At 74.2% G+C, this 15218-nt stretch carries 15 protein-coding genes and 1 riboswitch; of the genes, 5 read left to right on the top strand and 10 right to left on the bottom strand.

All coding sequences use genetic code 11. The annotated features are described in order from the left end of the window. From ACI79F_RS20640 to ACI79F_RS20660, 5 genes are all read right to left on the bottom strand, one after another. Positions 1-944 (bottom strand): sulfurtransferase (locus ACI79F_RS20640; RefSeq protein ID WP_456578936.1); only part of this gene is annotated, 944 nt, incomplete at its 3' end. Further along, a complete protein-coding gene (locus ACI79F_RS20645; RefSeq protein WP_456545777.1) occupies positions 941-1405 on the bottom strand; it encodes an SgcJ/EcaC family oxidoreductase in 465 nt (154 codons plus the stop codon). The genes ACI79F_RS20640 and ACI79F_RS20645, both read right to left, overlap by 4 nt. Positions 1406-1451: 46 nt before the next feature. Continuing rightward, complete coding sequence (locus ACI79F_RS20650) at positions 1452-3332, bottom strand: ABC transporter ATP-binding protein (RefSeq protein ID WP_456545783.1); 1881 nt, start codon at positions 3330-3332, stop codon at positions 1452-1454. Between the two features lie 73 nt (positions 3333-3405). Further along, positions 3406-4188, bottom strand: a complete 783-nt coding sequence (locus tag ACI79F_RS20655) for an enoyl-CoA hydratase/isomerase family protein (RefSeq protein ID WP_456545778.1) — start codon at positions 4186-4188, stop codon at positions 3406-3408. Next, positions 4185-4415, bottom strand: a complete 231-nt coding sequence (locus tag ACI79F_RS20660) for a helix-turn-helix domain-containing protein (protein WP_456545779.1) — start codon at positions 4413-4415, stop codon at positions 4185-4187. The genes ACI79F_RS20655 and ACI79F_RS20660 overlap by 4 nt, the downstream gene beginning before the upstream one ends. Before the next feature lie 188 nt (positions 4416-4603). On the opposite strand from ACI79F_RS20660, the gene ACI79F_RS20665 reads away from it, so the two are divergent. Further along, positions 4604-4765: a hypothetical protein gene (locus ACI79F_RS20665; RefSeq protein ID WP_456545780.1), complete on the top strand. Its 162-nt coding sequence runs from the start codon at positions 4604-4606 to the stop codon at positions 4763-4765. Between the two features lie 41 nt (positions 4766-4806). Here the strand turns inward: ACI79F_RS20665 and ACI79F_RS20670 are convergent, their stop codons facing one another. Next, positions 4807-5628, bottom strand: coding sequence for an HAD-IIB family hydrolase (locus ACI79F_RS20670; RefSeq protein WP_456543062.1), 822 nt, complete (start codon positions 5626-5628; stop codon positions 4807-4809). Positions 5629-5686: 58 nt separating this feature from the next. Beyond that, a riboswitch (SAM riboswitch) is annotated at positions 5687-5815 on the top strand. A 12-nt stretch (positions 5816-5827) separates the two neighbouring features. Between ACI79F_RS20670 and thrC the strand changes: the two genes are divergently transcribed. The 3 genes from thrC (at position 5828) to groL (ending at position 9585) form a co-directional block, all read left to right on the top strand. Further along, complete coding sequence (gene thrC, locus ACI79F_RS20675; RefSeq protein ID WP_456543061.1) at positions 5828-7129, top strand: threonine synthase; 1302 nt, start codon at positions 5828-5830, stop codon at positions 7127-7129. A 211-nt stretch (positions 7130-7340) separates the two neighbouring features. Beyond that, positions 7341-7541 (top strand): cold-shock protein, encoded by a 201-nt coding sequence (locus ACI79F_RS20680; protein WP_089405184.1) that lies wholly within the window; start codon positions 7341-7343, stop codon positions 7539-7541. 418 nt (positions 7542-7959) lie between these two features. Next, positions 7960-9585, top strand: coding sequence for a chaperonin GroEL (groL, locus tag ACI79F_RS20685; RefSeq protein ID WP_456543060.1), 1626 nt, complete (start codon positions 7960-7962; stop codon positions 9583-9585). A 154-nt stretch (positions 9586-9739) separates the two neighbouring features. Here groL and ACI79F_RS20690 read toward each other — a convergent pair whose 3' ends face one another. Together ACI79F_RS20690 and ACI79F_RS20695 are read right to left on the bottom strand one after the other, a co-directional pair. Next, positions 9740-10123, bottom strand: coding sequence for a VOC family protein (locus ACI79F_RS20690; RefSeq protein WP_456543059.1), 384 nt, complete (start codon positions 10121-10123; stop codon positions 9740-9742). Between the two features lie 132 nt (positions 10124-10255). After that, positions 10256-12265 (bottom strand): fibronectin type III domain-containing protein, encoded by a 2010-nt coding sequence (locus ACI79F_RS20695; RefSeq protein ID WP_456543058.1) that lies wholly within the window; start codon positions 12263-12265, stop codon positions 10256-10258. Between the two features lie 346 nt (positions 12266-12611). Here ACI79F_RS20695 and ACI79F_RS20700 point away from each other — a divergent pair, with 346 nt between their 5' ends. Continuing rightward, positions 12612-13454 carry a DUF72 domain-containing protein gene (locus tag ACI79F_RS20700; protein ID WP_456543057.1) on the top strand — a complete coding sequence of 281 codons (843 nt, stop codon included), beginning with the start codon at positions 12612-12614 and terminating at the stop codon, positions 13452-13454. Here ACI79F_RS20700 and ACI79F_RS20705 read toward each other — a convergent pair. Both ACI79F_RS20705 and ACI79F_RS20710 read right to left on the bottom strand, forming a co-directional pair. Continuing rightward, positions 13409-14152, bottom strand: a complete 744-nt coding sequence (locus ACI79F_RS20705) for a hypothetical protein (RefSeq protein WP_456543056.1) — start codon at positions 14150-14152, stop codon at positions 13409-13411. The two genes, ACI79F_RS20700 and ACI79F_RS20705, sit on opposite strands and share 46 nt — an antisense overlap. Positions 14153-14210: 58 nt before the next feature. Continuing rightward, a complete protein-coding gene (locus ACI79F_RS20710) occupies positions 14211-15206 on the bottom strand; it encodes a Gfo/Idh/MocA family protein (RefSeq protein WP_456543055.1) in 996 nt (331 codons plus the stop codon). Between the last annotated feature and the right edge of the window lie 12 nt (positions 15207-15218).

Consider the following 15218-nt stretch of genomic DNA (forward strand, 5'->3'; position numbering starts at 1 on the left):
CAAAAAATTAATCCCGGTGTTGGTGGTGGGGGGGGGCGGCCGGTCGCGGTTCGCGCCCCGGCGGCGGGGCTACCCGACGCCCCGCCGCGGGGGCTCCCGGGACCCCCCTCGTCGCCGCCCAGCGCCACCGGCCGGGTGGGGTCGGCCGACCACTGCGACCACGAGCCGGGCCACAGCGCCGCCTCGACCCCGGCCGCGGTAAGCGCGGCCACCTCGTGCGCCGCGGTCACGCCGGAGCCGCAGTAGACGCCCACGCGGGCCCCGGGGGTCGCGCCCAGCGCCGCGAAGCGCTCGGTGAGTACAGCGACCGGAGCGAACGTGCCGTCGGGCGCCAGGTTCTCCGTGGTCGGGGCGCTGCGCGCGCCGGGCACGTGGCCGGCCCGCGGGTCCACCGGCTCCACCTCCCCGCGGAAGCGCTCGGCGGCGCGCGCGTCGAGCAGCACGCCGCCGGCCGCGGGCAGGGCGGCGGCCTCGTCCGCGGTGAGCGTCGGCATGCCGCCCCCGGCGAGGACGACGTCCCCGGGCGCCGGGACGACGTCGCCGGCCTCCAGCGGCCCCCCGGCCGCGCGCCAGGCGGCCAGCCCGCCGTCGAGCAGCCGGACGTCGGGCAGGCCGGCCCAGCGCAGCAGCCACCACGCGCGGGCGGCGGCCAGGCCGCCCGTGGCGTCGTAGGCGACCACCCGGTCGCCGGCGGAGATCCCCCAGCGGCGGGCCGCTGACTGCAGTCGCTGTAACGACGGCAGCGGATGCCGGCCGGCCGCGGCAGACGGCGGGTCGGCCAGCTCCGCCTCGAGGTCGACGAAGACCGCCCCGGGCAGGTGCCCCTCCAGGTACCGCTCGCGCCCGCGGTCGTCGCCCAGCGCCCAGCGCACGTCGAGCAGCACCGCCCCGGCGGGGCGGGCCAGCAGGTCGCCGGGCGCGACGAGGACGCCGTCGCGGCTCACCGGACGGCGAGCAGGCCGCGCAGCTCGGTGGTCAGGGCGTCGCGGGCCTCCGGCTTGCCGGCGAAGCCCACCGGGGTGATCTGCAGCAGCGTGATCTTCCAGCGCCCACCGCCCTCGTCGACGGCGACCAGCGTCTGCAGGCAGTGCAGCGACGGCTCCAGGTCCTCCTCCCCCGGCGGGATGACTCCGGCGTGCGCGGTCAGGACGGCGACGCCGGGCGCGACCGGCCGGACCGACCGCACCAGGCCGACGTAGGTCGCCGTCGGGTGGCTGCCGAAGACGCGGCGCAGCTCCGAGGCGATGGACAGCCGCCCGCTGGTGTGGGTGCCGTCGTAGCCGACGATGTCCCCGTCGTCGGCGAAGGCGGAGGCGACGCCGGCGCCGCTGCGCCGGTTCCAGCCGTCGAGGAACGTGGCGTACAGGGCGCGGATCTGCGCGTCCTGCGGATGAGCTGAGGTCACGCTGGTACCCCTCCTGAGCGTGCTGGGACGGGTGTGACGGTAGTGGTCAGGCCGCGCCGACCGTTCGACGCTCGCCGTCGGCGAACTGGGTCCGGTACAGCTCGGCGTAGCGGCCGCCGAGCGCCAGCAACTGTTCGTGAGTGCCCGACTCCACGATGCGACCGTCGTCGACCACGAGGATCTGGTCCGCGCTGCGGATCGTGGACAGCCGGTGCGCGATCACCAGCGACGTCCGGCCGGCCAGGGCGGTGTCCAGGGCGTGCTGCACGGCCACCTCGGACTCGCTGTCCAGGTGCGCGGTCGCCTCGTCGAGGATCACGATCCCCGGCGCCTTGAGCAGCACCCGGGCGATGGCCAGCCGCTGCTTCTCCCCGCCGGAGAGCCGGTAGCCGCGGTCGCCGACGACGGTGTCGAGCCCGTCGGGCAGCGAGCCCACCAGCGCGGCGATCCGGGCGCCGGTCAGCGCGTTCCACAGGTCCTCGTCCGTCGCGCCGGGCCGGGCGTAGAGCAGGTTGGCGCGGATCGTGTCGTGGAACAGGTGGGCGTCCTGGCTGACGACGCCGATGGCGTCGCGCAGCGAGTCCAGCGTCGCCGCCCGCACGTCCACGCCGCCGATGCGGACGGCGCCGTCGGTCACGTCGTAGAGCCGCGGCACGAGGTTGGCGATCGTCGACTTGCCGGCGCCGGAGTGCCCGACGAGCGCCACCAGCTGGCCCGGCTCGACGCGGAAGGAGACGTCGTGCAGCACCGCCGTCGGCCCGCCGTGCTCGGGCAGGGAGACCTCCTCCAGGGAGGGCAGCGAGACGTCGGACCCGGCCGGGTAGCTGAACGACACGTGCGCGAACTCGATCGAGCGGTCGTCGGCCGGCAGCGGGACGGCGTCGGGCGCCTGGCGGATCATCGGCGGCAGGTCGAGGACCTCGAAGACCCGGTCGAAGCTGACCATGGCGCTCATGACGTCGACCCGGACGTTGGACAGCGCGGTCAGCGGGCCGTAGAGCCGGGACAGCAGCAGGGCCAGGGCGACCACGTCGCCCGGGCTCAGCGAGCCGTCGAACGCCAGCGCGCCACCCAGGCCGTACACCAGCGCGGTGGCCAGCGCGGCCACGAGCGTCAACGCGGTGAAGAAGGTGCGCCCGTACATCGCCGACAGGACGCCGATGTCGCGGACCCGGGCGGCTCGGCCGCGGAAGGCCTCCGCCTCGGCCGACGGGCGGCCGAACAGCTTGACCAGCAGCGCGCCCGCGACGTTGAACCGCTCGGTCATCGTCGCGTTCATCGAGGCGTTGAGCGCGTAGGACTCCCGGGTGATCTCCTGCAGGCGCTTGCCGATCCGCCGGGCGGGCAGCACGAACAGCGGCACCATCACCAGCGACAGCAGCGTGATCTGCCAGGACAGGGTGAGCATCACGCCGGCGGTGAGCACCAGGCCGATGACGTTGGAGACCACCCCGGACAGGGTCGAGGTGAACGCCTGCTGCGCGCCGATGACGTCGTTGTTCAGCCGGCTGACCAGGGCGCCGGTCTGGGTCCGGGTGAAGAAGGCGACCGGCATCCGCTGCACGTGCTCGAACACCCGCGCCCGCAGGTCGTAGATGACGCCCTCGCCGATGCGCGCGGAGTACCAGCGGGTCGCCAGCGAGATCGCCGCGTCGACGACCGCCAGCCCGGCGATGATCAGCGCGATGCGGACCACGTCGCCGGCCGTGCCGGACAGCCGCGCGATCCGGTTGACGATGTCGCCGGCCAGCAGCGGGGTGAGCACGCCGATCACCGACGAGCCGACCACCAGCAGCAGGAACCAGCTCAGCTCGCGCCGGTAGGGCCGGGCGACGCCGAGGATGCGCCGCACGGTGCCCTTCGGCAGCGCCCGGGCGGTGACCGACGGGTCGCGGCGGAACGAGCGCATCGCCGCCATGGAGGTCATGTTGTTCACCGCTCGACCTCCTCTCTCGGTTCCGGGCAACGGGGCCCGGGAACCGAGGATTCCACCCGGGCGGTCAGCCCTGCGCGAACGCGGCGAGCTCGGCCAGCCGGCGGGCCTGCGCGGCCCGCTCGGCGGCGTCCTGCGCGGCCGGGTCGTTGCGGACGGCGGAGCGCACCAGGGCCGCGGTCTCCCGGCTGGCCCCGGCCGGCGGCGCGGTCAGCGCGGCGACCAGCTGGCCCACGGCGGCGTCCAGCCCCGCGACCGGGACCACCGCGTTCGCCAGGCCCAGGGCCAGCGCCTCGGCGGCCGGGACCGGCCGCCCCGTCAGGCACAGCTCCATCGCCCGCGAGTAGCCGACCAGCTCGGTGAGCGTGCTGGTGCCGGTGAGGTCGGGCACGAGGCCCAGCGTCACCTCCGGCAGCCGCAGGCTGGCGTCCTCGGTGAGCACCCGCAGGTCGCAGGCCAGCGCCAGCTGCGCGCCCGCGCCGATGGCGTGCCCCTGCACCGCCGCCACCGAGACGATCCCCGGCGAGCGCAGCCACCGGAAGCCGGCCTGGTAGCCGCGGATCCGCTCCTGCGCCAGGTCGGCCGGGATCCGCCCCAGCTCGCCCAGCCCCCCGGAGGTCGAGGGGTCGGCGCTGAACAGGCTGCGGTCCAGCCCCGCGGAGAACGAGCGCCCCTCGCCGCGGACCACCACGACGCGCACGTCGTCGTCCAGCGACGCCCCGACGGCGGCCAGCGCCGTCCACGTGGCCGGGGTCTGCGCGTTGAGCTGGTCGGGGCGGTCCAGCGTGACGGTGAGGACGGCGCCGTCCCGCGCCGTCCGCACCCACCCGTCGGCGAGACCCGCGGTCACGCCTCCTTCTTGCTGTTGCGGTTCGCTCCCCCACGGCTGCGCAGGCTCGCACCCGACTCCGACAGGAGCCGGTGGACGAAGCCGTAGGAGCGGTTCGTCGAGGTGGCCAGCGACCGGATGCTCTCCCCCTCGTCGTACCGCTTGCGCAGCTCGTCGGCCAGCGAGGTGCGGTCCCCGCCGGTGATGCGCTTGCCCTTGCCGAGGTCCGCCGTGCTCGAGTCGGCCATGACTCCCCTCCGTCAGCAGCCGCCGCGCGACGGTGCGCCAGTGCCCGTCCGGACCGCTGCTCGTCCCCTTGGCGCCGCCGTCCCGCTGACCGCGACATCCCGCGACACATGATCACCCAGGGGCACCGGGCGCGCGCGGCGAACCCGGGCGGTTCCGCTGCGGGTACCGGCGCGGCGCGATCCCCGGCATGGCCGGAGCAGGCGCCCCACGCCACCACGGGATCGACCACGTCGAGCCGGCGGTGACCGACCTCGACCGACCCTGGCTGCCGTCGCCGCGCACGGCGGGCCGTCGGTTCCCCTCCAGCGAGCCCGACGGCACCGAGCACGGCGTCCGGGCCGAGCGGTAGTGGAGTCGCCGGGTGACGGTTCCCGTCACCCGGCGACTGCGCTACAGGCTGGCGCGGACCGCCTGGGCCCAGCCCTCGCCCATCGCGGCCCCGGTGACGGCGGCGTTCGGGACGGCGTCCAGGCGATCGGCCATCCCGTCGACCTCGGCGCCGTTCGCGGTGATCCACAGCCGGCCCACCGCGGGCGCCATCTCCAGGTCGCTCACGCTGTCGCCGATCGCCACCGCCTCGGCCGGGTCGATCCCGCGACGCTCGAGGTCCCAGGCGATGGCGAGGCCCTTGGAGATGCCGCGCGGCATGAGGTGGTAGACCCGCGGCGGCGCCGGATCGGGGTCCAGCGTCATCCGGGAGGTCGGCAGGATCGCGCCGTTGTCCTTGAGGGTCAGCCAGCCGAACCCCCGCTCCGCCAGCTCGGCGTCGACGGCCAGCGGGTCGACCCGGCCGCGCAGCAGCGCGTCGGTCTCGTGCGTCGAGTGCCACGGCGCGTGCCACTCCAGCCGGCCGGGGTGGCGGGCCATCAGCTCCTCGACGACGCCGGCCTCGGCCATCACGTCCATCGGCGTGCGGCCGGCGTGCTCGGCGGGCAGCTCGCCGGTGAGCCGGTGCGTGCCGCGGCCGCCGTCCCAGCTGACCACCGCGCCCAGCTCGGCGATGGCGCCGTCGGCGGCGAAGATCCGCGCCGCCTCCACCACCTGCTCGAAGGTCCGGCCGCTGACCAGCACCAGCGCGACGCCCGCCCGGTGCAGCTCGAGCAGCGCGGTGGCCGGGTCGGCGGTCAGCTCGCGGCCCGCGGTGTGCCAGAAGGAGCCGCGCGGGCCCACCATCGTGCCGTCGATGTCGGTGTAGACGATGCGCGTGGCCACCCGCGCAGTCTGGCCGCGCGCGGGACCGCGGGCCGACCCGGGTAGGCTCGCGGCGTTCCACTCATCCAGAGGGGCAGAGGGACACGGCCCGACGAAGCCCCGGCAACCGCCAGCTGCGCACCCGCGCGGCGGCAGGTGCCAATTCCGTCCCGCGCGGCTCGACGGCCCGACGCGGGGAAGATGAGGAGGTAGTCGTCGCATGACCCTGACCGCTCCCGGCTCCACCCAGGCCGACTCGAGCGCCGGCGGCCCCGTGCCGCCGTGTCCCGCCCGCGGCCTGGTGTGCCGCAACTGCGGCGCCACCTTCGGGCTGATCGCCGAGCACGCGTGCGCCGAGTGCTTCGGCCCGCTCGAGGTCGACTACGACCCCGAGCTGATGAAGGCGGTGACCCGGGAGCAGATCGAGGCCGGGCCGCAGAACATCTGGCGCTACGTCGCGCTGCTGCCGGTGGGCCAGGACCCGGCCGGCCGCGTCTCGCTGGACCCCGGCATGACCCCGCTCGTGCGCGCCGACCGGCTCGCCGCGGAGCTGGGCCTCACCGGCGGGCTGTGGGTCAAGGACGACTCGGCCAACCCCACCCACTCGTTCAAGGACCGGGTGGTCAGCCTCGCGGCCACCGCCGCGAAGAAGCTCGGCTACACGAAGATCGCCGCGGCCTCGACGGGCAACCTGGCGAACTCGGTGGCCGCGCACGCCGCCCGCGTCGGCCTGCCCTCCTACGTGTTCATCCCCGCCGACCTCGAGCCCGGCAAGGTCGTGCAGTCGGCGGTCTACGGCCAGACGCTGGTCGCCGTCGACGGCTCCTACGACGACGTCAACCGGCTGACCAGCGAGCTCGCCGAGACCGACGAGTTCGAGGACACCGCCTTCGTCAACCAGAACGTGCGGCCCTACTACGCCGAGGGCTCCAAGACGATGGGCTACGAGATCGCCGAGCAGCTCGGCTGGCGGATCCCGGCCCAGGTCGTCATCCCGATGGCGTCGGGCTCGCTGCTGACCAAGGTGGACAAGGCCTTCCGCGAGCTGACCGCCGCCGGCATCGTCGAGGCCACCGAGTGGACGATCTTCGGTGCCCAGTCGGCCGGCTGCGACCCGATCGCCACGGCGTTCGAGAACGGCTGGGACGTCGTCAAGCCGGTCAGGCCCACCGGCATCGCCAAGTCGCTCAACATCGGCAACCCCGCCGACGGCCCGTACGCGCTGGACGCCATCCGCCGCACCGGCGGCTCGGTCGGCCGGGTCGGCGACGAGGAGATCGTCCAGGGCATCCGCGACCTGGCCCGGACCACCGGCGTCTTCGCCGAGACCGCGGGCGGGGTGACCGTCGCCGTCCTCCGGCAGCTGGTCGCCGACGGGCGGCTGGACCGGGCGAAGGAGACCGTCGTCCTCAACACCGGTGAGGGGCTCAAGACCCTCGACCCGCTGGAGCCGGTCGTCGGCCCCACCCACCGGGTGGAGCCCTCGCTGCGGTCGGTCCGCGCGGCGGGGCTCATCGCCTAGGGGATAGGCTCGTCCCCTGACCGGGTGGCGGAACGACGCCGTCCGCCGCCACGGGCCCGCGTCGCGCGCCGGACTGGTGTGTTCGACGTCTCCTTGTTGTACCTTCTCGCGCGGTTCGAGTTCCACGCACGTGTCCGACGGGCGGAAGAGCGAGTAACCCGGCTCCCGGTAGACGGGAGACCGTCCGCACGCACGAGACGTGGGAGCACACGTGGCACAGGGCACCGTGAAGTGGTTCAACGCCGAGAAGGGCTTCGGCTTCATCGCCGTCGACGGCGGCCAGGACGTCTTCGTCCACTACTCGGCCATCCAGATGGACGGCTACAAGAGCCTCGACGAGGGCCAGCGGGTCACGTTCGAGGTCGTGCAGGGCGAGAAGGGCCCGCAGGCCGACGGCGTCCGCGTCGCCTGAGTCCTCCGCAGTCCTCGCAGAGGCCCGGTCCCCGAACGGGGGCCGGGCCTCTGTCACGTTCGGGTGACGGGACGCTGGGAGTCGGGGACGGCAGGTGGCCGGGGTGGCACGGTCGCGGGGCCCCGAGGGTCCCCGACCGGGACACGGGTAGCGGCTCAGCGGCTCAGCGGCATTCGGGGACGGCACCTGACCGCGGTGCGGTCCGGAGGACCGCAGTGTCACCGCCGACCCCTCTCCTTGCACTCGCCGGTCCCGAGTGCCAGACTTTCGGTTGGCACTCGACAGTGCCGAGTGCCAATCAGGTCGGAACGGTGAGGCACTGGTGCGCGGGCCGACGGAGCGCCCGCCGTGCCGGTGTCGTCCGTCGCGGGCGCCGGTCCCGGCCGTGCAGCGATCCATGCATGGAGGACATCACCACATGGCCAAGATGATCGCCTTCGAGGAAGAGGCGCGCCGCGGCCTCGAGCGGGGCATGAACACCCTCGCCGACGCCGTCAAGGTGACGCTCGGCCCCAAGGGCCGCAACGTCGTCCTCGAGAAGAAGTGGGGCGCCCCCACGATCACCAACGACGGTGTCAGCATCGCCAAGGAGATCGAGCTCGAGGACCCGTGGGAGAAGATCGGCGCCGAGCTGGTCAAGGAGGTCGCGAAGAAGACCGACGACGTCGCGGGTGACGGCACCACCACCGCCACCGTGCTGGCCCAGGCGCTCGTCCGCGAGGGTCTGCGCAACGTCGCCGCCGGCGCCAACCCGATGGCCCTGAAGAAGGGCATCGAGAAGGCCGTCGCCTCGGTCACCGAGTACCTCCTCTCGACCGCCAAGGACGTCGAGACCAAGGAGCAGATCGCCGCGACCGCGTCGATCTCCGCCGCTGACCCGGCCATCGGCGAGCTCATCGCCGAGGCGATGGACAAGGTCGGCAAGGAGGGCGTGATCACGGTCGAGGAGAGCAACACCTTCGGCCTGGAGCTCGAGCTCACCGAGGGCATGCGCTTCGACAAGGGCTACATCTCGCCCTACTTCGTGACCGACACCGAGCGCATGGAGGCCGTCCTCGACGACCCGTACGTGCTCGTCGTCAACAGCAAGATCAGCTCGGTCAAGGACCTGCTCCCGCTGCTGGAGAAGGTCATGCAGTCGGGCAAGCCGCTGGCCATCATCGCCGAGGACGTCGAGGGCGAGGCCCTGGCGACCCTGGTCGTGAACAAGATCCGCGGGACCTTCAAGTCCGTCGCGGTGAAGGCCCCCGGCTTCGGTGACCGCCGCAAGGCCATGCTCGCCGACATCGCCATCCTCGCCGGTGGCCAGGTCATCAGCGAGGAGGTCGGCCTCAAGCTCGAGAACGCCGGTCTGGACCTGCTGGGCCGCGCCCGCAAGGTCGTCGTCACCAAGGACGAGACGACGATCGTCGAGGGCGCCGGTGACAGCGACCAGATCGCCGGCCGGGTGAACCAGATCCGCGCCGAGATCGAGAAGTCGGACTCCGACTACGACCGCGAGAAGCTGCAGGAGCGCCTGGCCAAGCTGGCCGGTGGCGTCGCCGTCATCAAGGCCGGCGCCGCGACCGAGGTCGAGCTCAAGGAGCGCAAGCACCGCATCGAGGACGCGGTGCGCAACGCCAAGGCCGCCGTCGAGGAGGGCATCGTCGCCGGTGGTGGCGTCGCCCTGGCGCAGGCCACCGCGGTCGCGTTCGAGAAGCTCGAGCTCGACGGTGACGAGGCGACCGGTGCCAACATCGTGCGCGTCGCGCTCGAGGCGCCGCTGAAGCAGATCGCGATCAACGCCGGCCTCGAGGGCGGCGTCGTGGCGGAGAAGGTCCGCAACTCCGACACCGGTTTCGGCCTCAACGCCGCCACCGGCGAGTACGTGGACCTGGTCGGCGCCGGCATCATCGACCCGGCCAAGGTGACCCGCTCCGCGCTGCAGAACGCCGCCTCCATCGCGGCGCTCTTCCTCACCACCGAGGCCGTCATCGCCGACAAGCCGGAGAAGGCCGCCGCGGCCGCCCCGGGCGCCGGCGACATGGGTGGCATGGACTTCTGAGTCCAGCTCCTCGGTAGTACCAGCAACGCCCGGCAGGGGCGGTCCGCGCAGGCGGGCCGCCCCTGTCGGCGTTCCGGGCCCGGCGCCCTCGACGAGATCTGCACAGTGGTCACCCTCGGGGCCCGATGCCGACGAGTGTGCAGATCTCGTTGGGTCACTCCGGGGAGAAGACGCAGAACTCGTTGCCCTCCGGGTCGGCGAGCACGTCCCACTCGACGCCGTCGGGCGTGGGGACGGCGTCGCGCTGCCGGACCAGCGTCGCGCCGGCCGCCAGCAGCGCCGGGGTGTCGCCGACGACGTCGAAGTGCATGCGGTTCTTCAGCAGCTTCGACTCCGGCACCGGCACGATCCAGATGAGCGGCCCGCCGCCCGCGGGGTCGACGATCGGCACCGGCCAGTCGGCCGGCCGCGGGTCGCCGCCGTCTCCCTCGAGCTCGTCACGGCGGACGTAGCCGAGCGCGGCGCACCACCAGTCGGCCTGGGCCTGGTGGTCGCGGGCGTCGAGGCAGAGGTCCTTGAAGCGGGCCGGAGCGGTCACGGCCCGACCTCACCACACGGGCACATGCCGAGGGCCCGCCGCGACGCTGCGACGGGCCCTCGGTGTGTTCAGTTGTGGTGTCTCCCGGCCGGGCTCACCCCTGGCGGAGGTGGGGACCCGGCCGGGACGCGATCACCGGTTCTCGACCGTGATCGGGCCGATCACGTCCCCGTTGCTGGACTTGAACCAGAGGGTCCCCGGGTTCGTCGCGGGCGCGGGGTCCACCACGATCTCCCAGGTGCCGGTCGGCAGACCCGCGTCGAGGGGGCCGACGACTCCGGTCGGGTAGCCGGCGACCGGGGTGGCCACCGGGCCGGTGCCGGCGGTGTTGGTCCGGTGAGCCGTGATGGTCGAGCCGGGAACGGTGCCGGCGCCGCGGATCCGCAACTCGTCACCGGCCCGGTAGATCGCCACCTCGACGGCGATGTCGTCACCCGTGACGATCGCGTTGGCGAGGTTGCCCGTGCTGATCGGACCCCACTGGTTGACGGGTGTCACCGGCGTCCTGGCCTGGACCCGGACGACGTACCGGTGGTTCGGCTGGCTCTTCGGCAGGCCGGTGACGGTGCCGTTCGTGGCGCCGGTGACGACCGTGTCGTACTGCGACTGGAGCACGGGCGCGGTGGACGACCCGATCGTCTGGTCGAAGACCCGGATCCGGTAGCTGGTCGCGTCCGGCACCGGGTTCCAGCCCACGTTGATCGTGCCGGCGTTGTTGGCCGGCCCGGCCCCCGTGCTGCCCAGGACCGCGACCCCCGTCGGTGCGACCGCCGCGGCCGCGGGCTTCGGCGAGACGACACCGGTGGCGTGGGTGGCGCCGCCGGCGGCGTTGATGGCCACGACGTTGACCCGCGTGTTGTCGGCCGTGATGGGGATCGGCTCGGTGTAGAGCGTCGCGTTCGTCGCCGGCACCCGGCCGTTCGGCTCCGTCGTGACCGGCGTGCCGTCCAGCGTGTAGTACGCCGTGCTGCCCGTCTCCGGGGTCAGGGTGAGGGTGCGGCTCTCGGCGATCACCGCGGTGTCCCCGTTGAACGCCGGGGTCGTGGTGAGCGTCGGCCCGACCGCGCCGGGCGTGTCACCGGGCACGGCACTGGTGCCGAGGAGCGCGAACGGAGCACCGAGCTCGCCGCCGACCATCGAGCGGACCTCGATGTCGTACAGCGCTGCCGGGTCCAGGCCGGTCAGGACCGCCTGGGTCGCGTTCTGGCCGACGCGGACGCCCCGGAGCTCCCGCGCGCCGGCGGTGTCCGCCGGCTCGAGGGCCTCGATGTTGTAGCCGGTGACGGCCGAGCCGCCGGCGACGGGCGCCGCCGCCTTCCAGGTGACCGTCGCCTGGGTGTCGCTGTTCCACACGACGGAGAACTCGCTCGCCGGCGGCTCGGCGCCGGCCGGACCGGCCGGGCAACCGGGCGCGCCGCCGCTGGCCAGCCCGTACTCCGCCAGCGTCAGGCCGAGCTGCTGCTCGATGCCGGTGGTGGGCTCGGCCATCCAGCCCAGCGCCACCCACTGGCCGTCGAAGACCATCTGCTGGTCCTCCTGCGACATGTTCGAGAAGGTGACCTCGAACCGGCCGTCGGCGGCGGACCCGCTGACGGTGTAGCCGGTGGCGGCCGGGTCGGGCGCCTCGTTGGGGCTCCAGCTGATGGCCCGCTCGCCGATGGCTCCGGCATCGCGCATCGCGGGGTTGACGACCTCGACGGCGAAGTGGTCGAGGTTCACGTCGCCGCCATACGTGCCCCGGACGGTGACCGAGTTGGTGTTGCCGGTGCTCGGGACGCTGGCCGTCCGCTCGGTGATGACGGCGGAGCTGACCGTCATGTCGTCGACGAGCGTCGAGCCGCTGAAGCTGACCGACACCTTGTCGCCGGCCACGATGTCCGGGGTCAGGTCGGTGAAGCACGACGCCGCGTCGTGGTTCCACTCGATGAAGCCGTCCGCGGGCACGACGCCCGTGGCGGTGCCCATGACCTGGCCGCCCCGGGTGACGGTCAGGGTCGCCGTCTGGCCGGCCTGCGCCGTGTAACCCTCGATGGCCACCATGTCGCGGTCGGGGAAGACCTCGATGTTGCCCGGCCCACGAGGCGTGGCGGCCGAGGCGGTGCCGACGATGCCGATGAGCCCGCTGGTGGCCGTGGCGGCCACGAGGCCGGCGGCGGCCAGCCGGGCGTGCTTGCTGGGGGACGTGCGCGATGCGGAGGGAGCTCCAGTCCCGCCTCCGCGACCGCTGTGCTTGCCTGGTCGTGTCCTGGTCATGACCTCTCCGCAGTCGAACCGTTGGAACGCCTCGCTCGGGGGTGAGGAGGCACACGAACACGGTCGTTCGCCGAGGAGCCGACAGGCAGCCGTCCCGAGGGGGGCTCGTGCCCCCCCAACCAGGGGGAGTCGCGGGCCGGTCCTCCCGCCCGGGACGCGGCGCCCGTGCGGCTCACCTGCGGGGACGGTGCGGGCCCTGCGAGTCGCGCCGTCGGCTCGTGGGTAGGCCGGGTCGGTGGCCGTGGTCATCGGGACGTCGGGGTGGCAGTACCGCGACTGGCGCGGCCGCCTCTACCCGCCCAAGCTGCCGCAGCGCCTCTGGTTGGAGCACCACGCCGCGCTGTTCGCCACGGTGGAGAGCAACGCCGCGTTCTACCGGCTGCCCGAGCAGCACACCTTCGAGGCGTGGCGGCGGCGCACCCCGCCCGACTACCGGTGGGCGGTCAAGGCCAGCCGGTTCCTCACCCACGTGAAGCGGCTGCGCGACCCGGCCGAGCCGGTGGCCCGGCTGCTGGAGCGCGCGGCGGGCCTGGGGGAGCGGCTGGACGCCGTCCTGCTGCAGCTGCCGCCGACCCTGCGCGCGGACACCGGGCTGCTGCAGGAGTGCCTGGCCTGCTTCCCGCCGAGCGTGCGGGTGGCCGTCGAGCCGCGGCACGACAGCTGGTGGACCGACGAGGTCCGCGCGCTGCTGGAGCGCTACGGCGCCGCCCTGTGCTGGGCCGACCGCGCCGAGCAGCCGGTCGCGCCGCTGTGGCGGACGACAGGCTGGGGCTACCTGCGGCTGCACACCGGCGCCGAGGGCTGGGGCTACCCGCCGTCGGTGCTGCAGACCTGGGCCGACCGGCTCGCGGCGACCTACGCCGAGGCGGAGGACGTGCTCGTCTACTTCAACAACGACCCGGGCGGGAACGCGGTCACCGACGCGGTCGTGTTCGCCGACGCCGTCCGGCGGGCCGGCCGGACGCCGACGCGGGTGCCCGCGCCCGCCCAGGCCACCGGGGCCGCCTGGACGGGCGAGGAGCGGCTACCGGCTCAGTCGTCGTCCGAGCCGGAGGGGTCGTCGTCCCCCTCGTCGTGACCGGAGCCGTGACCGGAGCCGTGACCGGAGCCGCGCCCGGAGGAGTCCTCGTCGGAGTCGTCGAGGTCGGAGGGGGAGTCCGCGCCGGAGTCGTCGGTCTCGTCGGCGTCGTCGGACGGCGTGGGCCCGGCGGTCGGGCCGGCGGGAGGGCCGTCGTCCTCGGCGTGGTCGCGGCCGGAGTTCGCGCTGCCCGGCCCGCTGTTGCCGCCGCCGTGCCCGCTGCTCGCGCTGCCGGGACCCGAGTTGCCGGTCGGGGCGGCCGGGGTGCCGGTCGACGGTGCGCGGGGGCCGCCGTCCTCGTCGGAGTCGTCGAGGTCGGAGGGCGAGTCGGCGCCGGAGTCGTCGGTCTCGCCGGCGTCGTCCAGGTCGGAGGGCGAGTCCGCGCCCGAGTCGTCGGTCTCCCCGGCGTCCTCGTCGGAGTCGTCGAGGTCGGAGGGCGAGTCGAGGCCGGAGTCGTCGGTCTCGGCGGCGTCGTCGGCCGAGGCGCGGCGGACGTCGTGGGAGTCGGGGACGTCGAAGGGCGTGACCACCTCGAGCGCCCCCGCGACGCCGTCCTGGACGGCGCCGGGCAGCACCCCGGTGAACCCGGCGCCGGTGACCCCGGCGACGGCGATGCCCACCCCCGCGGTGACCTGGGCGACGGTCGAGGCGGAGGCGACCTTCGCGGCGAGGGCGGCGAGACCTGCGATCAGCGGCATGCGGCTGTGATCGGCAGCACGCCGAGGAACTTGAACCGTGAAGGACCTTGGTCCCTGCTCAGAGCGCGGCGGGGTCCTCCGAGTGGGCGACACCGAGCGCCTGCGCGGCCCGGCCGAGCACGTCCATCACCGCCTGGGTGTCGGCCAGGGGCATGCCGGCGCTCTCGGTGCGGCCGGCCCGCAGGCACTCGGTGACCTCGATCAGCTCGTGGGCGTAGCCGCGTCCGGTCTGCGGGCGGGTGAGGGTCTCGGGGTCGGCGCCGAGCCGGCTGAGCACGATGGTATCCGGGTGGTGGAAGCGCGGCAGGACGTCGATCCACCCGGCGGTGCCCAGGACCCGCGCGGCGCCGGGCGTCGGGTACCGCAGCGAGGTGGTCAGCGTGGCCGAGCGGCCGTCGGCGTACCCGAGCAGCAGCGCGGCCTCGGCGTCCACGCCCGTCGGGAACGTCGAGCCGGCGACGGTGACGGTGTCCGGCGTGCCGAGGAGCATCTGGGCGAAGGAGACGACGTAGACGCCCAGGTCGAGCAGCGCCCCGCCGCCCAGCTCGAGGGCGAACAGCCGGTCGGCGGGGTCGTACACCCGGGCCACCCCGAGGTCGGCCTGCACCGAGCGCACCTCGCCGATGGCGCCCTCGGCGACGAGGTCGCGCAGGGCGACCACCGCGGGCTGGAAGCGCGTCCACATCGCCTCCATGACGAAGACGCCCGCGGACCGGGCCGCGGCGACCACCTGCGCCGTCCCTTCGGGGGTGGCGGTGAACGCCTTCTCCACCAGCAGCGCCTTGCCGGCCTCGATCGCGGCGAGGGCGACGGCGGCGTGCTGCGCGTGCGGGGTGGCGAGGTACAGGACGTCGACGTCGGGGTCGGCGAGGATCTCGGCGTAGGAGCCGTGCGCGCGCGGGATGCCGTGCCGCCGCGCGAAGTCGGCCCCCCGCTCCGCGGACCGGGAGGCCACGGCGGTCACCCGCGCGCCCTCGACGTGGACGAAGTCGGGCAGCACGCTCTCGGCGATGCGGCCCGGCCCCACGATGCCCCAGCGGATCTCGGCGGTCACCGGGCCGACGCT

The sequence above is a fragment of the Blastococcus sp. SYSU D00868 genome, assembly GCF_054050575.1.